This window comes from Micromonospora sp. NBC_00617 (assembly GCF_045161355.1).
Taxonomy (GTDB): Bacteria; Actinomycetota; Actinomycetes; order Mycobacteriales; family Micromonosporaceae; genus Micromonospora.
On record NZ_CP107751.1, the window covers coordinates 4,528,694 to 4,546,377 of the forward strand.

The 17,684-nt window shown below is 68.3% G+C and carries 16 protein-coding genes and 1 tRNA gene; 10 read left to right on the forward strand and 7 right to left on the reverse strand.

From position 1 onward, the window contains the following. Positions 1 to 160 precede the first annotated feature (160 nt). Positions 161 to 1,387, forward strand: a complete 1,227-nt coding sequence (locus OG505_RS20745; RefSeq protein ID WP_405426709.1) for a helix-turn-helix domain-containing protein — start codon at positions 161 to 163, stop codon at positions 1,385 to 1,387. A 6-nt stretch (positions 1,388 to 1,393) separates the two neighbouring features. On the opposite strand, the gene OG505_RS20750 is transcribed toward OG505_RS20745, so the two are convergent. Then, positions 1,394 to 2,068: a YdcF family protein gene (locus OG505_RS20750; RefSeq protein WP_405426711.1), complete on the reverse strand. Its 675-nt coding sequence runs from the start codon at positions 2,066 to 2,068 to the stop codon at positions 1,394 to 1,396. Between the two features lie 366 nt (positions 2,069 to 2,434). Between OG505_RS20750 and OG505_RS20755 the strand changes: the two genes are divergently transcribed. Next, positions 2,435 to 2,689 carry a hypothetical protein gene (locus OG505_RS20755; protein ID WP_203744929.1) on the forward strand — a complete coding sequence of 85 codons (255 nt, stop codon included), beginning with the start codon at positions 2,435 to 2,437 and terminating at the stop codon, positions 2,687 to 2,689. Between the two features lie 477 nt (positions 2,690 to 3,166). Here OG505_RS20755 and OG505_RS20760 read toward each other — a convergent pair. From OG505_RS20760 to OG505_RS20780, 5 genes are all read right to left on the reverse strand, one after another. Then, positions 3,167 to 3,242 (reverse strand) — tRNA-Lys (locus tag OG505_RS20760). A 75-nt stretch (positions 3,243 to 3,317) separates the two neighbouring features. Beyond that, positions 3,318 to 3,614, reverse strand: a complete 297-nt coding sequence (locus OG505_RS20765; protein ID WP_405426713.1) for a DUF6582 domain-containing protein — start codon at positions 3,612 to 3,614, stop codon at positions 3,318 to 3,320. Between the two features lie 127 nt (positions 3,615 to 3,741). Further along, the gene (locus OG505_RS20770) at positions 3,742 to 6,441 is read right to left on the reverse strand and encodes an RICIN domain-containing protein (RefSeq protein ID WP_405426715.1); all 2,700 of its coding nucleotides are present in this window, start codon (positions 6,439 to 6,441) and stop codon (positions 3,742 to 3,744) included. A gap of 341 nt (positions 6,442 to 6,782) precedes the next feature. Next, complete coding sequence (locus tag OG505_RS20775) at positions 6,783 to 9,767, reverse strand: glycoside hydrolase family 3 C-terminal domain-containing protein (protein ID WP_405426716.1); 2,985 nt, start codon at positions 9,765 to 9,767, stop codon at positions 6,783 to 6,785. Positions 9,768 to 9,961: 194 nt separating this feature from the next. After that, positions 9,962 to 10,432 (reverse strand): S26 family signal peptidase, encoded by a 471-nt coding sequence (locus OG505_RS20780; protein WP_405426718.1) that lies wholly within the window; start codon positions 10,430 to 10,432, stop codon positions 9,962 to 9,964. A 187-nt stretch (positions 10,433 to 10,619) separates the two neighbouring features. Between OG505_RS20780 and OG505_RS20785 the strand changes: the two genes are divergently transcribed. From OG505_RS20785 to OG505_RS20795, 3 genes are all read left to right on the forward strand, one after another. Further along, complete coding sequence (locus OG505_RS20785; RefSeq protein ID WP_405426720.1) at positions 10,620 to 11,138, forward strand: MauE/DoxX family redox-associated membrane protein; 519 nt, start codon at positions 10,620 to 10,622, stop codon at positions 11,136 to 11,138. A 68-nt stretch (positions 11,139 to 11,206) separates the two neighbouring features. Next, positions 11,207 to 11,731 carry a TlpA disulfide reductase family protein gene (locus OG505_RS20790; protein WP_405426721.1) on the forward strand — a complete coding sequence of 175 codons (525 nt, stop codon included), beginning with the start codon at positions 11,207 to 11,209 and terminating at the stop codon, positions 11,729 to 11,731. Beyond that, positions 11,728 to 12,066 carry a hypothetical protein gene (locus OG505_RS20795; protein ID WP_405426723.1) on the forward strand — a complete coding sequence of 113 codons (339 nt, stop codon included), beginning with the start codon at positions 11,728 to 11,730 and terminating at the stop codon, positions 12,064 to 12,066. Before OG505_RS20790 ends, OG505_RS20795 begins: the two co-directional genes overlap by 4 nt. Positions 12,067 to 12,098: 32 nt before the next feature. Here the strand turns inward: OG505_RS20795 and OG505_RS20800 are convergent, their stop codons facing one another. Continuing rightward, a complete protein-coding gene (locus OG505_RS20800) occupies positions 12,099 to 12,230 on the reverse strand; it encodes a hypothetical protein (RefSeq protein WP_405426725.1) in 132 nt (43 codons plus the stop codon). Here OG505_RS20800 and OG505_RS20805 point away from each other — a divergent pair. The 5 genes from OG505_RS20805 (at position 12,214) to OG505_RS20825 (ending at position 17,675) form a co-directional block, all read left to right on the forward strand. Beyond that, a complete protein-coding gene (locus tag OG505_RS20805) occupies positions 12,214 to 13,542 on the forward strand; it encodes an ABC transporter ATP-binding protein (RefSeq protein WP_405426727.1) in 1,329 nt (442 codons plus the stop codon). The genes OG505_RS20800 and OG505_RS20805 overlap by 17 nt on opposite strands. Before the next feature lie 20 nt (positions 13,543 to 13,562). Continuing rightward, complete coding sequence (locus OG505_RS20810; RefSeq protein WP_405426729.1) at positions 13,563 to 14,168, forward strand: BTAD domain-containing putative transcriptional regulator; 606 nt, start codon at positions 13,563 to 13,565, stop codon at positions 14,166 to 14,168. A gap of 3 nt (positions 14,169 to 14,171) precedes the next feature. Next, positions 14,172 to 14,309: a hypothetical protein gene (locus tag OG505_RS20815; protein ID WP_405426731.1), complete on the forward strand. Its 138-nt coding sequence runs from the start codon at positions 14,172 to 14,174 to the stop codon at positions 14,307 to 14,309. A gap of 222 nt (positions 14,310 to 14,531) precedes the next feature. Further along, entirely contained in the window at positions 14,532 to 14,735 is a 204-nt protein-coding gene (locus OG505_RS20820) for a hypothetical protein (protein WP_405426732.1), read from the forward strand. A 150-nt stretch (positions 14,736 to 14,885) separates the two neighbouring features. Next, complete coding sequence (locus OG505_RS20825; protein WP_405426734.1) at positions 14,886 to 17,675, forward strand: FtsX-like permease family protein; 2,790 nt, start codon at positions 14,886 to 14,888, stop codon at positions 17,673 to 17,675. The last annotated feature ends 9 nt before the right edge of the window (positions 17,676 to 17,684 follow it).

The window sequence follows — 17,684 nt, forward strand, 5'->3', positions numbered from 1 at the left end:
CCCTCCATCTGCAGCTCCCTGTTAGTCATCCCCGAAACCGGCATCGACACACGCCGGTGATCTGGGGTGAACTGAACGTAGGGGCGGTACGTACGGAGGACCGGGAAAATCCGTACCGGGTCCGGCGGGCTTCAGCGGGCAGGGTGATGGTGTGCGAGGGATGACGGACGACATGACGATCGGCCAGCGCGTCGCCTTCTACCGGCGTCGACGAGGGCTCTCCCAGGAGGTGCTGGCCGGTCTGGTTGGCAAGACGCAGGAGTGGTTACGCAAGGTCGAGACGAACCGGGCCGACCTCGACCGGCTGTCAGTCATACGCGCGATCGCCAAAGCCCTCGACGTGTCCCTCGGCGACCTGATCGGTGCACCGAGCCTGTTCGAGTGGTCGGACGACTCCGGGCGCGAGACCATCCCGGCCTTACGGGCCGCGCTTCACGACTATCGTCACCTCGCGCCGACGCTGGCCAGCACAGGGGACGTCGAGGCCCCCGCCCTGCGCCAGATCGAGAACGACGTCGCCGAGATCTGGACCGCCTACCAGCACTCCCGCTACGGCACCCTCGCCCGCCGGCTGCCCTACCTCATCCACGACTGCCTCACCGCCACCGAGGCGTACGACGGAGACGACGGCCAGCGCGCGCATGCGATGACCGCCTACGCCCACCAGCTCGCCGCGTTGTTCCTCACCAAGCTCGGCGAAGGTGACCTCGCGTGGACCGCCGCCAGCCGTGGGCTGGCCGCCGCCAACGCCAGCCACGACCACGTCGTCATTGGCTCGCTTAGCCGCTCCGCCGCGCACTCGCTGGCGTCCATCGGCGAATACGCGCAGGCTCGTGGCCTCGCAGCCACGGCGGCGCAGTTCCTGGAACCACGGCTCGCCAAACCCACTCCGCAGCTGCTGTCGGTCTACGGCAGCTTGCACCTCGTCTGCGCGCTGGCCGCAGCTCGAGACGACGACCGCGCCTCCGCCGACACCCACATCACCGAGGCCGATGCCGCCGCACAGCGACTCGGCGCCGACGGCAACCACGTGTGGACCGCGTTCGGGCCGACCAACGTGTCAATCCACAAGACGACCGTGGCGATAGAACTCGGCGACGTGCAACGCGCCATCGCCATCGGCGCCCCACTCGACACCAGCGCCGTGCCCGTCGAGCGGCAGGTTCGGCACGCCATTGAAACCGCCCGAGCCCTTGCCCGGTGGAACCGCATCGACGACGCGCTCGCCGCGCTTCTGGATGCCGAGGTCATCGGCCCCGACCAGGTGCGCTACCACCAGCTCTCCCGCGACCTTGTCCGGGACATCCTGACCCGTCCTCGGCCACCACGACTGGCCGTCGAACTCAGCGACCGGATGGGCGTCCGGTCGGGAGAGCCGCGCTGGTAGCTGGGCTCAGATCAGCCGGCTCGTGTAGCCAGCCGCCACCAGGCGCTCGAATGCCGCCCGTACCTCGTCCGGTATCTCCTGCGGGATCGCGAACCCGCGCTCGGCGTACACCTCGATCCGCTGCGTGTCGCCCACCAGCATGTCCACCACCCGCTGCGGGTCACCGATGCTGGCCACGTAGTCGTCCAGTTCGAGTGGGTTCGACGCGCAGACCACATCGACCTCTGGCCACATCAGCCTGCAGGTGGCGTAGGCCCGACGCTGTTGGTAGGGCCGCGACATGATCAGCACCGACTTCACCGGGATCTGTCGCTCGGCCAGGAGCGCACGGGAGAATTCGAGGTTCTCGGCGGTGTTCGTGGCACGCGGCTCCACAAGAATCGCTTCCGGGGGCACACCCTGCTCGACGGCGTACTCGCGGTAGTGCACCGCCTCTCCCTGCGGGAACCGCTCGACGGTCGTCGGGGCGTTCGCGCCGGTGAACACGATCCATGGGAACAGTCCTGCCTGAAACAGCCGCGTTGCGACCACGGCAACGCCGAGGTCATGGCTGCCCAACCCAATGCCGACGTCGCATGGGCGCAGCTCGTGGTGCATGTCGTGGTATCTCCACAACATCTCCACGTCAGCCCGGATCTCGTCTGGAACCACGCGAGTCGGTACCGCAGCCTGCCGATCCATCAGCGCCCGCCAGGTGGAGCAAGTGCTGGAGTCTGATTCATGCCCCGTTCCCTCATGGCGTCAGCGTAGGGCAGGCCGAACGATCCAGATCAGCACAGCTCCTCTGTCCACCGGGGGACACTCAGGCAGCGCCGACACCATCAGCGCCATCGGCAGCCGCTCCCTCCGCCGGCGCCAGCTCGCGTACCTGAACCCACAACGCCATCTCGCCGGCCTCGCAGATCGCCGTACCAAGCCGCGCAGTCTGCGGCAGATTGGTGCGTTCGTCAACGGGCTCGCACGGAGCGATTTACCTCGCGTGCATCCGCCCCTGACCAGCGACGTATACACGCTCAGATCCGAACGTTGCGACGCTAGTCTCGGCTAATGAAGACGTACCTGCAGAGCCCGAACGCGCTCTCCAACGCGGAGATCGCAGAGGTCTACTCCCTGGCTGAGCAGCACAACGTAGGCATCTGCCTGTACGGCGGCACCCAGTCGCCGTCTAAAGGCGCTGCGGAGTGGTCAGCCTCCGGGAGCATCCTCGCGCTGCGCCGCTTCATGAAGGCCGTGGGGTTCAGCACCATCCCCAAGCCGTCGTATCCCGAGGTCCGGTGGACCGACAAGAACAGGTGGGAGTGACGACCGGTCATCGGCAGAAGCGGATGCTGCATACGGTCGATGCTCGCTCCTCGGGACGCCGGACCCATGACGGCTTCCAAGCATTCGCTTACTGCGGTCCGGCTGCCTTCGAGACGTTTTCCATGATCACTGTTCACCAAATCAGCCGAAGAGTCGATGACGGAAGCCGTAGAACCGGCATACCGCACTCCGTCAAGATCTGCCCATCGCCCTACATCGCAAGCCTGGGGAAACCACCGCAGCCGGCTCAATAGCCACCGTGAGCCGATGCGCGACCACCGGCATCCGTAACCCGGGCCGCCCGGCTATCCTCCACCGGTAGCCACCCGAGGGGCGTCCCAGATCATCCCGCCACGTCCCACCGACGCCGCTTCGGTCCATCGGCTCCCGAGCACCCACCGAGCCACCGCCACCGGCCAGCGGACACGAAGAAGGGCCCCGACCCGGTGGGAACCACCAGGTCAGGGCCTTGCTCGTTGGTGCGCCGCCAGGGACTCGAACCCCGAACCCGCGGATTAAGAGTCCGCTGCTCTGCCAGTTGAGCTAGCGGCGCTCGCTGACAACGACGAGCGCGCTAACACGCCTTCGATCCGGCCCTCGGACCTGCCCGGGGCCGGACAGGGTGCGTTCAGTGCGCGGGGTTCGGCGTGTGCGGCAGCTTGCCGAGTTGGCGCCAGTTCGTCTCCGCGACGTCGACGCCGTAGTGCTTCGCGGCGGCGAGGATGTTCTGGAACGCCAGGTCGCGGTCCTTGTCGGTGACGCCCTGCACCTGATCGAAGCGAGCGACGGCATTACGGACGTGGCTCGCGTCGGTCATCGGCTCCTTGCGCTTGTCGGGGAACGCGAAAACGCTCTCCGGCAGCTCACGCTTGTCCTTCTCCGACAGGCCGCCGTGCTTCTCGTGAGGCTTCCAGGTTGTCTTCATCACCCACCATTACCCACTTGTTGTCCGGTAGCACATGCGGTCCGGACGAGGTGTGGGCGGCGACGCGGAGAACCCCGGGGCCGGGCCGTCATCGGCCCGGCCCCGGTGCGGTCGGTCGGTCGGTCGGTCAGCTCCGCAGGCTCCACTGCTGGTTCGGGCCACCGTTGCACGACCAAAGGATGATCTTCGTGCCGTTGGCGCTGGCGGCGCCGTTGGCATCGAGGCAGAGCCCGGACTGGCCGTTCGTGATGGTGCCGTTGGCGTTGACGTTCCACTGCTGGTTGAGCCCGCCGTGGCAGTCCCAGATGATGACCTGGGTGCCGTTGGCCGTGCCGGCCCCGGAAGCGTCCAGGCACTTGTTGCCGTACACCATCAGTTGCTTGCTGGCGGTGGAGGTCCACCGCTGGTTCGTGCCCCCGCCGCAGTCCCACAGCTGCACCTGGGTGCCGTTGGTGGTGGAGGAGTTGGGGACCTCGACGCAGCGGCCGGACTGGCCGCCCACGAGCTGCCCGCCCTGCTGACTGCTGCCGCCGCTCTGCTGCCGGACGATCGAGGTCGATTCGGCCGACCGGTTGCCCTGTGCGTCGACGACGTAGAGCCGGTACTCGCCCTGACTCGTCGGCACGGCGATGGACGTGGCGGTGCCGGAAGCCCTGGTCATCGTCGGCCCGGCGGTGAAGGTGGTCGTGCCGTTCGGAGCCAGCCAGACCGACTTGGTGGCGTCACCGGTGCTCCGGATCGGGATCGACGCCGTGGCAGTGGTGACGAACGTGCTGGCCGGCAGCACGTAGTTCGGTGCGGAGAAGTTGCTCGCCGGGATGATGTCCCGGTAGGCGTCCTCCAGGCCGGAGTTGGCCGCGATGCTGTAGGCCGCCGCCGGCCAGACGTAGTCGGAGGAGACGAGGATGTCGGCGACCGTGCTGTTCGGCAGGTTCTTGTTCGAGACCTTGTTGATCGGGCCGTAGATCTGGGTGATGCTCAGATCGTGCTTCCGCCCGAAGTCGTCCGAGTTGATCATCCAGGTGACGTTCTTGTCGATGCTCAGAACGTTGTCCCGGAAGGTGATGTACGCGGATCCCTCATCCGGGTGCAGGCCGTACTTGTGGCCCGAGGGCACGCCCTGGAGGTAGTTGTTGGTGATCGTGGTCCCGGGCTGGCTGCCCAGCGTGTAGATCGGCGCCGTGTCGCTGAGGCGCTGGACCGTGTCGATGATGTGGTTGTACGTGATGGTGTTGTTCCGCGCCGTCGTGGTCGGCCGGTTGGGCACGATCGAGCCCGATGACCCGTCGAAGTTCCACCAGCCCCAGCCCATCGTGATGCCCGACCAGGGGGCCTTCTCGATCCGGTTGCGCGAGATAGTGAGGGTGTCGACGAAGTACGCCGAGATGGGGCTGTGCCCGTTGAACAGGACGGCGCTGTCGTAGATGTAGTTGTTCTTGATGTCGATGTTCTTCGGCAGCCCCTCGACCTGCGGAGAGTACTTCTCCCGGTTGGTCGACGTGCCGTCTCCGATGTAGACGTGCTGGGGATGGCCGACATTGACGGCCGACCCCGCGATGTCATTGGTGTAGTTCCCGATCAACTGCGTGCCCTGCACGTCGTTGACCATGCTGATGCCGTCGGCGCCGGTGTGCTGGATCCGGTTGCGTTGCAGGAGGATCCCGTCGGCGTTCTGCACCTGGACGATGCCGGGAGTGACGTCGACGTTGCGGTAGTAGTAGACGTGGAAGTTGCCCTTGGCGTACACCTGGGCGCCGAGGTTGCCCTGCTGCGCCTGCTTGAAGGACGAGCCGGCGACGTTGAACAGGTTCCAGTCGGAGTGCTGCACGGTCAGGCCGGAGAACGTGATGTTGCGTGCGTGGCTGCTCGTCGAGGTGCCAGCGACCCGCAGCAGGGTGGTGACGTTGTTCGGCGCGTAGACCGCGGCGGTCGACATGTTCTCGGCGCTGGCCTTGTAGTAGTAGACCGTCTTGCTGCCCTTGTCGAAGTAGAACTCGCCGGGCGTGTCCAGGAACTCGTACGCGTTCATGACCTTGTGGCTGCCACCCACCTGGGCGTTGCCGTTGAACGCGCCCTGCGCGATGGCCGCCCCCGGTTGCTGGAACAGGGCCACCCGGTTCGCGCCATCGGAGCTCGTGGTCACCTGGCGGACTCCCACGATGGCCGTGGTCCAGGTCGTGCCCGTCTCGATCTCCAGGTCGTCCTGGTTGCGGGCGACGGCCGGGAAGTCGTTCAGGTTGTACTTGGCGCCGTCGCACTGCGAGCCGGACTCCCACGCCCAGGCGGCCTGGCCGGCCGTGACGTTGTAGGTGCCGTAGCACCCGCCCGAGCTGATCGTCTTCGACGCCATGTACGCCCGCTTGTCGTTGACGTAGAGCGTGCGCAGCTTGGTGGAGCGGTCCAGCGGCGCCTTCCAGATGTTGCCGCTGTGCTGGGTCCAGCCGGTCACCTGGACGCCGCCGTCGAGGACCGGGGTCTCGCCGGGATAGGCGGCGTAACTGATCCGGTACCCGTTGGTGCCGGAGTCGCTGGCGCCGAACTCGACGGTGCTGGTGACCGGATATCTGCCGCCGCGCAGGTACACGTTGATGTCGCCGGTCATGTTCGCGTTCACCGTGCGGACGGCGTCCCGTGCGCGTTGCACCGTCTTGAACGGTGATTGGAGGGTCCCCGCGTTGCTGTCGTTCCCGTCCGGGGCGACGTAATAGGTCTCCTGAACAGCGGCCGCGGCCGGGCGCTGCTGTGACATCACGGCCGGCACCGTGGCGACGATGAGCATCGCCGCCGCGATCAATGCCGTTCGGGTGGTGGATGCGGCTGTTCTCACGTGCTGTCCTTCCTGGTCGTCGATGTGGTGCCTGAGGCGTGTATCGAGCGACGAGCAGGGAACAGCGACGCCACTTAGGACCGGCGGGGGCACCTGCCGCCCGGCCGCACTCTTTTGCCAATCGCTACGAACTCTCTCCGGGAGCGTAAGTCACACGTGTGACGACTGCAATACGAGATCGTAACCCGTCTATGCGCAAATACCATCCAAATGGGGCAAGGTAACCAGCTCACCCATGCCCCCACACCGGATCATCCGATGAATTCACTTCCAGCGGGGGCAGCACGGTCAGGGACGCGGCTCGGACCGGGGCGAACCGCACCCCGGTCCGAGCCGACTCGTCACCTGAGGGAGAAGTCCGCCAGCCGCAGCGCGGAGTCGAACACCAGGTACACGTCGTGGGTGCCGGCGGTCCGGGCCACCTCGGCGCTGACGCTCACGTACCGGTAGTCGTCGCCGGTGCTGGGCACGGTGGCCGTGCCGAGCAGCCGGCCGGTGGGCGAGCCCAGCCGGACCTGGATCGTGCCGGCGCCCGCCGCCGCCCTGGCGACCTTCGCCGTGAACGTGTGGGCGCCGGGACGCAGCGCCGAAGCGGTGAAGGAGATCCACTGGCCGGCGGCGGTGGCGCCGACGGCCGTACCCCGTGCCTTCGTCTCGTCGACGAGCCGGACCCCCGCGTACCGGTCGAAGTTCTCGGCTCGGGTGGTCCGGGAGAGGTCCCGGGCCGGGATCGTCGCACCGCGCACCGCGACCGCCGTCCGGGCCCGGATGTCCTCCGCGTTCGCGCCGACCAGCAGGTCGTACGTGGACGACTCGACCACCCAGCGACTGCGGGTGACGTCCCAGTTCGCCAGGTCGGCGACGGGCAGCCGGAGCGTCACGGCCCGGGTCTGCCCGGGTGCGAGCTGCACCCGCTGGAACGCCTTGAGCGCCCGGATCGGGGTCTTCACCCGGGAGGTGCGCTGGTGGGTGTAGAGCTGGACGACCTCGGACCCGGCTCGGCTGCCGGTGTTGGTCACGTCGACGCTGACCGAGATGGTGCCGTCGGCCGCGACCGAGCGGGCGTCGGTGCGGGGTTGGCCGTAGCGGAACCGGGTGTACGACAGCCCGTGGCCGAACGGATAGAGCGGCTTCGCGGTGCTGTAGAGGTAGGTCTGCCCGGACGAGATGATGTCGTACTCCAGCAGGTCCGGCGGTAGTTGCCGGTCCGAGCGGTACCACGTCTGGGTGAGCTTGCCGGACGGGTTGCGGTCGCCGAACAGGACGTCGGCGACGGCGTGCCCGGTCTCGGCGCCCGCGTGGGTGCTCCAGACGATCGCCGGGACGTGCTCCTGCTCCCAACCGATGGTGACCGGGTAGCTGGTCTGGAGCACCAGCACGGTGTGCGGGTTGGCCTTGGTCACGGCCTTGACCAGCGCTTCCTGGCCGGCGCTCAACGCCGTCGAGGTTCGGTCGTGCGCCTCGCGCCCGTTGATGAACGGGTTGCTGCCGACGACCAGCACGGCGGTGTCGGCCGCCTTGGCCGCCGCGACGGCCCGGTCGACTCCGCTGCTGAGCACCTCACGGGCGAAGTGGGTCGCGGTCGCCGCGGTGGACGCGCCGAGCGTGAGAGCCCCGTCGCTACCCACCGTGACGTACGTGTTGGCGCCGAACCAGCTCTCCTGGGTCTCGTAGCCGGTGTAGCGCAGCGCGATCGTACCGTCGGCCTGCGGCTCCAGCGTGAACTGCTGCTGGACGTACCAGCCGTTCGGCTGCTCGTCGCGGGTGATGAAGGGCCCCCAGTTGTAGCCGAGGTAGCGGCCGTTGGCGGCGTTGCGCAGCGTCACCACACCCTGGCCCCAGTCCACCGCGTCGAACTGGGCGGCGAGCGAGGCGGTGGCGCCGGTCGCGGCGACCGGGTCGGCGTCGGTGGTGCCGGTGGCCGTGACGTACCGGCCGGTCGCCGGGTCCTTCAGGGCGATCCGGTCCGCGCCGTCGAGCCCGCTGACGCTGGCGGAGCTGCCCAGCCGCTCGCGGATGCCGTCCAGCGCGGTCACCTCGTACGGCAGGTCGGCGCCGTACCAGTCGGAGTAGAGGGTGTCGGCCAGCGGGCCGAGGACGGCCACCTTGCGGGTTCGGGACGGGTTGAGCGGAAGTGCCTGTCGGGAGTTCTTCAACAGCACCATCGCCTCACCGGCGGCTTGACGCGCCAGCCGCTGGTGCTCGGGGCTGTTGATGACGTCCGGGGTGATGCCGCCGTAGCGGCCGCCTCCCGGGTCGAACTCACCGAGGCGGAACCGGACGTTCAGGGTCTCGGAGATCCGGGCGTCGATGTCCGCCTCGGTGAGCAGGCCGGAGGCGAGGGCCTGCTTGATCGCGGTGACGGTCGGCTGGGCGTTGGTGTCGTCGGTGATGAAGCTGTTGAGGCCGGCCTTGACGATCGCGGCGTTCGCCTCGGGCTGGGTCGCGTAGTAACCCTGCGAGGCGACCAGGTTGTTCGGCGCCCAGGCATCGGTGACGTTCATCAGCGGCTGGTCGGTCCAGCCGCGCACCACCGTGGCCAGATCCGGGTCAACCGTGGCGGGACGGCCGTTCACCAGGTTGTACGAGGCCATCACCCCGGTCGCCGCGTCGGCGGCGATGGCCGGCCGGAAGGCCGCGCGGTCGTACTCGTTGAGCACCCGTGGGGGCACGTTCGACGAGGTGACGTCGCGCCGGACCTCGTTGTTGTAGGCCAGGTAGTGCTTGAGGGTCGGTGCGCTCTTCAGATGGTCCGGGTCCCCGCCGGTCATCCCCGAGCCGTACGCGGTGGAGATCTTCGCGGTGAGCAGCGGGTCCTCGGAGTAGCCCTCCTCGTTACGGCCCCACCGAGGGTCGCGGAGCAAATTGACCACCGGCGCCCAGAGGTTGAGACCCCACACCCGGGGGTTCTGCGCGTGGTAGCCGCGCGCCTCGTCGCCCACGGCCGAGCCGACCCGTTGGATCAGGTCGGTGTCCCAGGTGCTCGCCATGCCCACCGGCTGCGGGAAGGACGTGCCGCGAGCCTTCACGACGGCGCCGTTGTTGTCGATGTCGGTCGACCAGGCGACCCCGTGCAGCGCCTCGGTGCCGGTCTTGAACAGGCCGATACCCAGCCGGGGCACGGCCGGCTGGTACTGGTGCAGCCACGAGATCTTCTCATCCAGGGTGAGCCGGCCGAGCAGGTCGTCGACCCGGGCCTGCACGGGCAGGTGTGGATCTCGGAACGGGTAGGTGGGTTCGGCGTGCGCCGTGCCGGGAACTGCCGGTAGGACGAGCAGTGCGAGCGCGAGCGCGGTGATTCCGCGCCGAAGGCGCCTGTTCCGCATGCGGTTCTCCTCATGTCGTACGACAGGCGCCAGGGGGCGCCGAGACCGGCGTGGCCAGGCTCGACACCCGGCTGACGGGCCTGAACGACGAATCGTCGAAGCGTTTCGACGATCCGGCCGCGTTGACCACGGCCATGATTGTGGTGATCCGCAACTATAGATGCGCGCCAATGACGTGGCAATACCGGCCCGCCCTAGCGGCCGCCGGGCCCCAGCCGCCTGACCATCACGCCCTCGATGTCGCGCAACGGAACGAAGCCCCACCGGCGCGAGTCGACGCTGTCGGGATGATCGCCGAGCAGCACGGCCATGCCGGCCGGCACGTGTCGCACCAGATCGCCGACGGCCGGGACGACCGCCTGCGGGACCGTGTCACCCGGCAGCGCCGCGATGCGCTTGACGAGCCAGGCGGACGCCGGGGAGCCGGCGGCGACGACCCGCTGCCCACCCTCCTGGTGGTGCGCGACGACGATGTCGCCTGCTCGGAGCCGATGCGTTCGGCGCACCAGGAGGCGGTCGCCGTGGACAAGACTGGGAACCATACTGTCACCCGCGACATTGACGACCAAAAAGCGTCGACGCGCCACAAGGGCGCCCGCAACGGCCACCACAAGCGCGGCAAACCCGCCCAGGGCGGCGAGCAGGAATTGTGATTCGTCGGTCATACGCACCCCATCCGAGTATTAATCTCATCTTCCCGGCACCGAATCAAGCCGTTGACAACATCGGAGCTCGCCGATATCCTCGGGATTCCCATCGGAGGTTCTTGGGGCCCGAGTGATTCGCGCCCTGGACACACGGGTGCCACGGGGAACGGGGGAAGTTGTGGGTGTCGCTGTTATCGCGACAATATTGACGCTGTCTGGCGTTCTGGCAATATCAGTCATCGGCAAGGTGCGTAACCGCGAGAGCTTCAACGCGTTCGCCGAGGCTATTACGGAACTGCAGGCCGCCTCGGCGCGCTGGTCCCGCCCGGTGGCGGCCGCGTCGATCGCGGCCGAGATCGGCGTCCTCACTCTCGTTCTCTGGCCCGCGAGCGCGACCGTGGGCCTGACCGCTGCTGTGCTGCTCTTCGCCGCGTTCGCCATCGTGCTGGCGCGCGCCGTCCGACGAGGGTCGACGGCGGGGTGTCACTGTTTCGGCCCGACGAACACGCCCGTCGCGTGGCGGCACGTCATTCGCAGCGCCTTCCTCGCCGGCGCGGCCGCCGGCGCACTTCCCGGCGCGATCAGCCTGCCCACCGTGTCGCCCGCCATTCTGGAGCCGTCGCAGTTTCTGGTGGCCGTCGCCATAGCGGTTTTCGTCGCCACGGCGCTGGTCAGACTCGACGACCTGACCTGGCTCATTCGCGGAGTTCCACACGCACGCTGAAACTCTCACAATCGAACGCGCACCCCTGCGCGCTGCGCTTTTGGCGCACCCGATTAAAGGAGCCCTCTGTGCTGTTTCTGTCCACCGCCGTCGCCATACTCGCGGCACTCGTCCTCGCCGATCTCGCGTTGAGCGCCGCAGTCATCAGGCGGCTGCGCGAGACCGAGGCGAAACTCATCGACATGACATCACCCCCCGCCTCGGGGCTGCCGCTCGGCGCCGCCATGCCGGAGTTCGTGTCGCCGGACGGCCAGGTCTCCACTGCCGACATCGCGGGCAGCCCGACCTTGATCGGGTTCTTCTCCGCCGGCTGCCGACACTGTCCGGGCCAGGCGGAGAAGTTGGCTGACCGCGCGGAAGAGATCGCAAGCAACGGCGTGCAGGTGATCAGCTTCCTCACCGTGGCCGAGGGCATGACCGACGAGCTTGGTCCGACGCTGCGAAAGGCCGGCCTCCTGGTCATGGACGACAGCCCGAGCGCGGTGATGGCGACCTTCCAGGTGCAGGGCACCCCGTCGTTCGTGATGTTCGGCGCGGACGGCCGGCTGGCGGCACGCAGTCATGATCTGGGCGAGGTATTGGGTAGCCGATGAGGCGGTCGTCAACGCTGATGCGTCGCGCGTTCGGGATCTACTTCGGCGCGGCGCCCTGGGCAGCGGCGGTGAGCATCGTGATCATGGTGGTGGGCGGTCTGACCGCGGTGGCCACCGCATGGTTCACCCGAGGGATCATCGATGGCCTCTCCGCCGACGAGAAGTCGACCATCTGGCTCGGTGTCGTCGGGTTCGGCGTACTGGCCATCGTGTCGCCGGTCATCCTGCACGTCTCGCAGTACGCGCAGCGCGACGCCGAACGCCGGGTGACGATACGGACGCAGCAGGAACTGTTCACCGCGGTGTCGGCGCACCCCCGTCTGACGGAGCTGTAGGACAGCAAGTTTCATGATCGCCTTCGGCTCGCTCACGAGGCGAGCCGCTTCGCGCCGACCCAGCTCAACAGCATGGTCCTGGGAATCGGGCAGGAGCTGATCACCATCGTCGCCTTCGGCGTGACCCTGGTGCGCTGGTCTCCGCTGGTGAGCGCGCTGGTCATGCTGGCCGTACTGCCCACCCTGGTGGCCCAGATCCGACTTTCCCGGATGCGGGGGGCGATGCTGGAGCGCACCGTGCCGATGTTTCGCCGGCAGACGTTCTACGCGGCACTCCTGCTGGACATGCGTGCCGCCAAGGAGATCCGGCTGTTCGGGCTGGGCGAGTTCTTTCAGGGCCGCCTGCTGCGCGAGTTGCGGGCGGCCCAGGCGCAGGAGCGTCACCAGGACCGTCTGGCCCTGTGGGTCGACAGCGCACTCGCGACGCTGACCGGCCTGGTGTCTCTGGTCGCGCTCGCCGTGTTCGTCGCGCGGGTGGCCGACGGACACGGCACCGTCGGCGACCTCGTGGTCGTGATCGCGGCGCTGGCCGCGTTGCAGACGTCCGCATCCAGCCTGGTCCGGCAGATCGCAATGCTCGGCGAGACGTTGATCGTGTTTGGCCACTACGTCGACATCACCGCGGTGATCGGCCAGGCCCGCCGTGCGGTCGCGCTGCCCTCCGCGCCGCCGCTGGAGCGAGGCTTGGAGTTCGACGATGTCTGGTTCCGCTACGCCCCCGACCACGACTGGGTCCTGCGCGGCCTCACGCTGCACATTCCCCGCGGCTCCTCCCTCGCGCTGGTGGGCGACAACGGCGCCGGCAAGTCGACAGTGGTCAAGCTCCTCTGCGGCTTTCACGTCCCGGATCGAGGCGTCATCCGTTGGGACGGCATCGACATCACCACCATGGACCCGGCGTCGCTGCGCGCACGTCTCGGGGCGACGTTCCAGGACTTCATGACCTACGAGTTCTCGGCACACGACAACATTGCGGTCGGAGACATCAGCGCACTGGATGACCGCACGCGCGTACGGGCGGCAGCCGCCACGGCCGACATGGACGCCACACTGGACGCGCTTCCGAACGGGTACGACACCATGCTGACGCGGGCCTACAGCGACGGGGACGTGCCCGGAGTGGGTGTCGTGCTCTCGGGGGGACAGTGGCAGAGACTGGCCCTCGCCCGAGCCGCGCTCAGGGAGGGCGCTGACATGTTGATCCTCGATGAGCCGTCGTCAGGTCTCGACGTAGCGACCGAGCACGAGATCAACCGACGGCTGATGGCACTGCGCCGCACCCATACCAGCCTGCTCATCTCTCACCGCCTCAACACCGTTCGGGAGGCGGACAGCATCGCCGTGCTGTCCAACGGCCGCATCCTCGAACAGGGCAGTCACGATGAGCTGATGGCAGCGGAGGGACGCTATGCCGAACTGTTCCAGCTCCAGGCGTCCGGCTATGACAACGCGACCAGCACGCGGGCCTTGTTGTGAACGCTAACACCCTGCTCCGAGTGTCGCTGTTGGGTCCCCTTGAGGCGACTGTCGGGGGCCAGCCAATGGCCATCGGCGGCCTGGGAAGACGGGCGTTGCTGGCAGCACTCGCCTTCAACCTGGACACCGTGGTCGGCGTCAACCGTCTCGTCGAAGTCATCTGGGACGACCATCCGCCGGCGACGGCGACGACGAAGCTACAGGGCCACGTCTGGGCACTGCGGCGGAGCCTCGTGCGGCTCGGCGGCCCGGATGCCGTGAACGTGCTCCAGACCCGCCCACCGGGCTACGTGTTGTGCGCCGATCGCACGTCGACCGACCTCGCCCGCTTCGACGAGCTGACCCAACGTGCTGCCGGCGCGCGACTCCCCGAAGAGGCAGCGGGCCGGGTCGCAGCCCTCTCGGCGGCGCTGCGACTGTGGCGGGGAGACACCTGCGTCGACGCGCGGACCGCCGGCGTGGCGGTCCTGGCCGCGTCGTTGGACGAGCGACGGTGGCGGGCGATGGAGGATCTGGCGCAGGCCCAACTCGTCCTCGGCGATCACAACTCCGTCATCGACGCGATGGAGCCTCTCGTCCGGCAGTGGCCGTACCGGGAACGGGCCTGGGAGCATCTCATCGAGTAACACATGAGGCGTGGCGACATCGCGTCCGCCCTGTCCACCCACGACCAGCTGTGCCAGATCCTGGCCGGGGACCTCGGCGTCAAACCCGGTCAACGAATCAGTCGGCTGATCGGCATCATTCGCGCGGCCAGTCAGCGGTAACAGCGCCGCTCACCTCTTCTGGCAGCGGCCCCTTCGAGAGGGCGTCCGGGTCGTCGATGGCGGCCGGAAAACGGGCGATGGCCAGCGAGTACGTCGCCTCGCAGCAGCCCGTCGTGGCATTAGCACACCGTTAGCAGATCGTAAGTCGTCGATGACATCGTGGCCTCGTCGGCAAGCGCCGTACCACGGGAGAAGGAGAGAGATCGTATGATTATCAACAGGTTGAGCGACAAGCTACTGGCCGCGCTGCTGCCGAAGGCCACGGCATCCGCGTGCAACGTCTGCTCTCTCGCCTATGTCGGGTGTGGTGGGCCCTTCTGTTACTACTACTACAACAAGGTGGTCGCGGGCCAGGTTCGCTGCTACGCCAACACGGGCAGAGACTGCAACGCGCCCTCCGTGAGCTACACCGTGGGCTGCTGCTGATCGTCGAAGCGCTGCCGCCGGCCGGGAATCGCCATCCGGCCGGCGGCCGCACGTTGGAGGAGCAATGATGCGGGACCCGGAGCGTCAATGCTGGCGATAGCCGCGTCGCAATGGCGGGTACGACTGCGCCGATCGGTTGCGCTGCTGTCGATGATCGCCATCGCCGTAGCGGGATTCACCCTGCTCACCGGGGCCGCGATGACCTCACGCCTGGACGCTGTGGGGACGGTGACCGCCAATTACCGTCCCGTCTACGACCTTCTGGTACGGCCGAAGGACGCGGTGCTGCCCCTGGAGCGGGAGCGCAATCTGGTCCAGTCGGGTCAGTTGGCGGGCATGCGCGGTGGAATCACCGTTGACCAGTGGCACGACATCCAGGCGGTGCGCGGGGTGTCGGTGGCGGCGCCGGTGGCGATGATCGGGTACGTGATGCGCACCGTACCCATGACGATCGATCTCTCCGAGCACCTCGACCCGACCGCCGAACGTCAGGTGTTGCGGGTGCAGCCGACGTGGGAGACGGACGCGGGGCTGAGCCAGATCCCGGACGGGCCGGCGTTCCTCTACGTGACGCGGAACCGGCTGGACGTGATGCCGAACAGCGACCTGAAGAGCGGCGGGGGCCTGCCGCCGCCGGAGGAGATCGACGCCGAGGGCCGGCGGGTGAAGATCTGCCCCGCGGCAGCGGCTGTCACCGCGCAGGACTGGCTGTCACCGACGGACCCGCGCGCCCGGTCGTCGCTGACGTGCGTCGGTGGCCCAGGATCGAAGGACCGCGAGGGCAGGGCGACGCGGCCGGTCGTCACGCTGGTGTGGACGGTGCCGTTCCTGATGGCCGCGGTCGACCCCGACTCGGAGGCGGCGTTGGCGGGGCTGGATGACGCCGTCACCTCGGGCCGATACTTCACCCCGGCGGAGGCGCCGACGTCACGGCGACTCGACAAAATGCCGTACCCCTACTCGGTACTACCGATCCTGATCGCCGACCAGCCCCAGGTCGACACGACGCTGAACGTCGCCGTGCACCGTCTGAATCCGGACGCGGCCGAGCTGGTCCGGACATCCGGCGACGACCAGCGGCTACGCGCGGCTCTCGGCAACGCGCCCGGCACCCCGATCGCGCAGAGATCGACGTCGCTTGAGAAGCCGTACCAGGACATGGTCGACCGGATGCTCCGCCCCGGCGAACTGGGCGTCGAGTACGACCTGGCGACGGCGAACACCATGTGGCTGGACCAGTTCTGGACCGTCGGACCGCCGGGGAGGGTACGGGACGGGGACGGCTTGCGTGCCCAGCCAGATCCGTACGACCTGAAGATCTGGGGCCAGGGGGCCGACGACGGCGGGTCGTCGCGGCACGTGCCGATGGAGTTCGCCGACACCAGCGTACGGAGCGGCGTCGCGGTCCACCGGAACCTGTCGCACGGATACGAGGCGCAACCCGGGGACGTGCAGATGCCCGATGCCGCACTGGGCGCGGTGGGCACCTTCGACCCCGCCAGGATCTCGCTGGGCAGCGCGTTGTCGGCGGTACCCATGGACACGTACTTCAACCCGGGCGCCGACGGCGCCGACGAGGCGTCACGGCAAGCGTTGGGCGGCCGCCGCCTGACCCCCAATTCGAACGTCACCGGCCTGCTCAGCCAGCCGCCGCTGATGCTCACCACCATGTCGGCCCTGCCGGCCATCTTCGACCCCGGCGCTTACAGCACCGAACCCAGCTACCCGGAATACCAGCTCAACACCGGGGCGCCGATCAGTGTGGTGCGGGTCCGACTGGCCGGGGAGGTGGGCATCGACGCCCTCTCCCGGGAGCGGGTCCGCGTGATCGCGGAGGAGATCGCGCAACGCACCGGCCTTCAGGTCGACATCACGCTGGGGTCGTCACCCACCGCGATGACGGTGCACTACCCGGCGGGGAACTACGGCCGGCCCGACCTTGCCGTCGCCGAGCCATGGGTGCAGAAGGGCGTCGCCGCGGTGCTCGTCCGCGCGGCCGACCGCAAGAGTGTGCTGTTGTCCGTTCTGGTGCTCGCGGTGTGCGCGCTGGCGGTGCTCAACGCCAACACCGCGGCGATCCGCGCCAGACGCACCGAGTTCGGCATTCTCACCTGCCTCGGATGGGGTCGACGGCATCTGCTCCGGCTGATGTTCATCGAGATCGTCGGCATCGGCCTCGCCGCCGGCATCGCGGGCACCGTGCTCGCGCTCGGGATCGCGCTCGGTCTCGGGCTGAACATCGCTTGGAGCCACACACTGCTGGCGATTCCCGCGGCGGTGGCCCTCGCTCTGCTCGCCGGCGGCTGGCCGGCCTGGCGAGCCGCGCGACCCGATCCCGCCGAGATCATCCGTCCTGCCGTCCTCGGTATCGCCGTACACCGGCAGGCCCCGCGCCGACTGACGACCCTCGCCCTGGCGAACCTTGCCCGCACACCCGGTCGGACCGCGCTCGGCGCGATGAGTCTCATGATCGGGGTGGCCGCCCTGACCATGCTGCTGGCGATCACGTTCGCGTTCCGCGGGGCGCTCACCGGCACCCTGCTCGGTGATGCCGTCACCCTCCAGGCCCGCGCGGTCGATCACATCGCCGTAGCGGTCACCATCGTGCTGGGCATCGTGTCCGTCGCCGACGTGCTCTATCTCAACATCTCCGAGCGCGCCGCCGAGTTCGCCCTGTTCGGCGCCGTCGGCTGGACCGACGCCATGCTGAACCGGCTGGTCGTCGTCGAAGCCGTCGGCATGGGTGTCCTCGGCGGTACGCTCGGCGCCGCCGCCGGCCTCGGCGCCGCGACGGCCTTCGCCGGGGGTGTCACCGCCCCCATCGTCTGGTGCTCCGTGGCCGCGCTGGCGTTCGGCGTCGCCGTCTCCGCCGTCTCGGTCGTGGTGCCGATCGCAATACTCCGCCGACTGCCCACTGCCCAACTGCTCGCCGACGGGTGAGCGGCAAAG

Excerpts from the sequence above, each read along its gene's own strand:
- OG505_RS20775 (WP_405426716.1), bottom strand. The coding sequence starts at position 9,767 with ATGCGGAACAGGCGCCTTCGGCGCGGAATCACCGCGCTCGCGCTCGCA.
- OG505_RS20765 (WP_405426713.1), bottom strand. The coding sequence starts at position 3,614 with ATGAAGACAACCTGGAAGCCTCACGAGAAGCACGGCGGCCTGTCGGAG.
- OG505_RS20750 (WP_405426711.1), bottom strand. The coding sequence starts at position 2,068 with ATGGATCGGCAGGCTGCGGTACCGACTCGCGTGGTTCCAGACGAGATC.
- OG505_RS20800 (WP_405426725.1), bottom strand. The coding sequence starts at position 12,230 with ATGACCAGCGCGCTCACCAGCGGAGACCAGCGCACCAGGGTCACGCCG.
- OG505_RS20755 (WP_203744929.1), top strand. The coding sequence starts at position 2,435 with ATGAAGACGTACCTGCAGAGCCCGAACGCGCTCTCCAACGCGGAGATC.
- OG505_RS20795 (WP_405426723.1), top strand. The coding sequence starts at position 11,728 with ATGAGGCGGTCGTCAACGCTGATGCGTCGCGCGTTCGGGATCTACTTC.
- OG505_RS20745 (WP_405426709.1), top strand. The coding sequence starts at position 161 with ATGACGGACGACATGACGATCGGCCAGCGCGTCGCCTTCTACCGGCGT.
- OG505_RS20825 (WP_405426734.1), top strand. The coding sequence starts at position 14,886 with ATGATCGCCATCGCCGTAGCGGGATTCACCCTGCTCACCGGGGCCGCG.
- OG505_RS20815 (WP_405426731.1), top strand. The coding sequence starts at position 14,172 with ATGAGGCGTGGCGACATCGCGTCCGCCCTGTCCACCCACGACCAGCTG.
- OG505_RS20780 (WP_405426718.1), bottom strand. The coding sequence starts at position 10,432 with ATGACCGACGAATCACAATTCCTGCTCGCCGCCCTGGGCGGGTTTGCC.